We start from the raw sequence: 1855 nt of genomic DNA, 5'->3' as shown, positions 1-1855 counted from the left end.
AATTCCGCCCGGGTTTTCGAATACAAAATCTGCTGACTGCCGTAAAGCCCCGTATAGCCCGAAAGCATATAGCTGACCGCGGCGGCAAGCAGATAAAACGGAAGCCCCTGCGTTCCGAACAGCTCGATTCCGATGATAAATGCGGTCAGCGGACAGTTTGTGACGCCTGCGAAAACTGCAATCATGCCGAACGCCCCGCCCACCGCCGGATCGAGACCCAACAGCCCGCCCGCCGTGCAGCCGAACGTCGCGCCCACAAAAAAGGAGGGCACGATCTCGCCGCCCTTGAAGCCCGCGCCGAGCGTCAGCGCCGTGAAGACCATTTTGAGCACAAAGGCCTCCGGGCGCGCCTGACCGCCGAGTGCCGCGTCGATGATTTTCTCACCGATGCCGAGATAGTCACGGGTATTGAAAATCAACGTCAGTGCCACAATTAAAATGCCGCCAACAGCCGCAATCAGATAACCGTTTTTTAAATATTTCTCATATAAACGGCCTGTCCCCTTCAAAACAAAGCAAAAAAGTGCGCTCAGCCCAGCGCAAAGCGCCGCCAGTGCGACTGTTCGTAATCCAGCGGGAATCGAATGCAACACCGGAAAAGCGACGGAATAAACCGGCCGGGAAAATCCGAGCACTCGCGCGATTGAAACCGCAATCAACGAAGCGATCGTGCAGGGCACCAGCGCGGCATAATACATGACCCCGACGCTGACGACCTCCATCGCAAACACCACAGCCGCCGCAGGCGTTCCAAACAGCGCGGAAAAAGCTGCGCTCATGCCGCACATCGTCATAATGTGCAGATCCTTTTCATCCAGTCGGAACAGACGGCCCGTCTGAAAGCCCAAACTACCCCCGATCTGGAGCGCCGCGCCTTCTCTGCCCGCAGAGCCGCCGAACAGATGGGTGATCGTGGTCCCGACAAAAATTAAGGGTGCCATTCGAAGCGGTACCGGATCGGGGGAACGCACCGCCGAAAGCACTAAATTCGTCCCATGCGGGCGGGTCACGCCGCAGACGCGGTATATAAACACCGTCAGAACGCCCGCTGCCGGCAAAAGCCACACAAGCCACGAATTTTGAAGACGCAGTTCCGTGGCTTTCTGAACGCAAAATAAAAGCCCGACGCCCGCCAATCCGATTCCCGCACCGGATAAAACGGCGAGCGCGGTCCATTTGAAAAAGGCGAGCAAATCCCCTTTTATATCTTTTAACAGCGTTCCTGCGCTCTCAAGCTTCAAAATGCCCATCCTCCCGCAGCAGGATAAATCCCGATATAAATAAATCATAATTCATTTTTGCAATCTGTCAATAGACAATCACAGCACCTTGTATCAATTCGGCTTTTCGGTTATAATGAATTTACACGAACCAATACCGAAAGGGGAACCGCCATGCCCACCGACAGAGAGATTTTAAGAACCCTTGCCAATGAATACGCCGAGGCCGCAGGCCATCCGCGCAACGCCGAAAATGCCAAACTCCACCGCGCGGTCAACGGTCTTCGGATGATCCGCCCGATCGTTTTGATTAACGAAGAGCCGTGGTGCGAACTGAACACCGACGGCGAATTGACTTTGTATTGCACCGATCCCGATTTTCGCAGAGCCGAGCTGCACATGCGCCGGATGTTATATAAATGGCGTCACTACCCCTGCGACATGATCGTTCCGCCCTATATCCCCGTCGAAAAGATTGTCGGCGGCGAGAGAGGCTGGCTGCCCGTAGTCGAAGAGACCATCGAGACCGAAGACGGGAACAACATCAAATCGCACGAATATGTCGACCAACTCGCCAACCCCGAGGACATCGACAAATTGAAAATTCCGAAGGTGACTTACGAGGAAAAGGCCAC

The 1855-nt window shown here is 54.7% G+C and carries 2 protein-coding genes; one reads left to right on the top strand and one right to left on the bottom strand.

The window, feature by feature from the left end; translation table 11 throughout:
• Positions 1 to 1250, bottom strand: a 1250-nt coding sequence (locus PKH29_12905) for a chloride channel protein (GenBank protein ID HNX15739.1), incomplete at its 3' end; no start/stop codon positions are given.
• Between the two features lie 144 nt (positions 1251 to 1394).
• Here PKH29_12905 and PKH29_12900 point away from each other — a divergent pair.
• Positions 1395 to 1855: hypothetical protein (locus PKH29_12900; GenBank protein HNX15738.1), on the top strand; the 461-nt coding region annotated here is incomplete at its 3' end.

This window comes from Oscillospiraceae bacterium, from assembly GCA_035353335.1.
Classification (GTDB): Bacteria; Bacillota; Clostridia; order Oscillospirales; family JAKOTC01; genus DAOPZJ01.
This window is presented reverse-complemented; position numbering and strand designations above follow the sequence as displayed.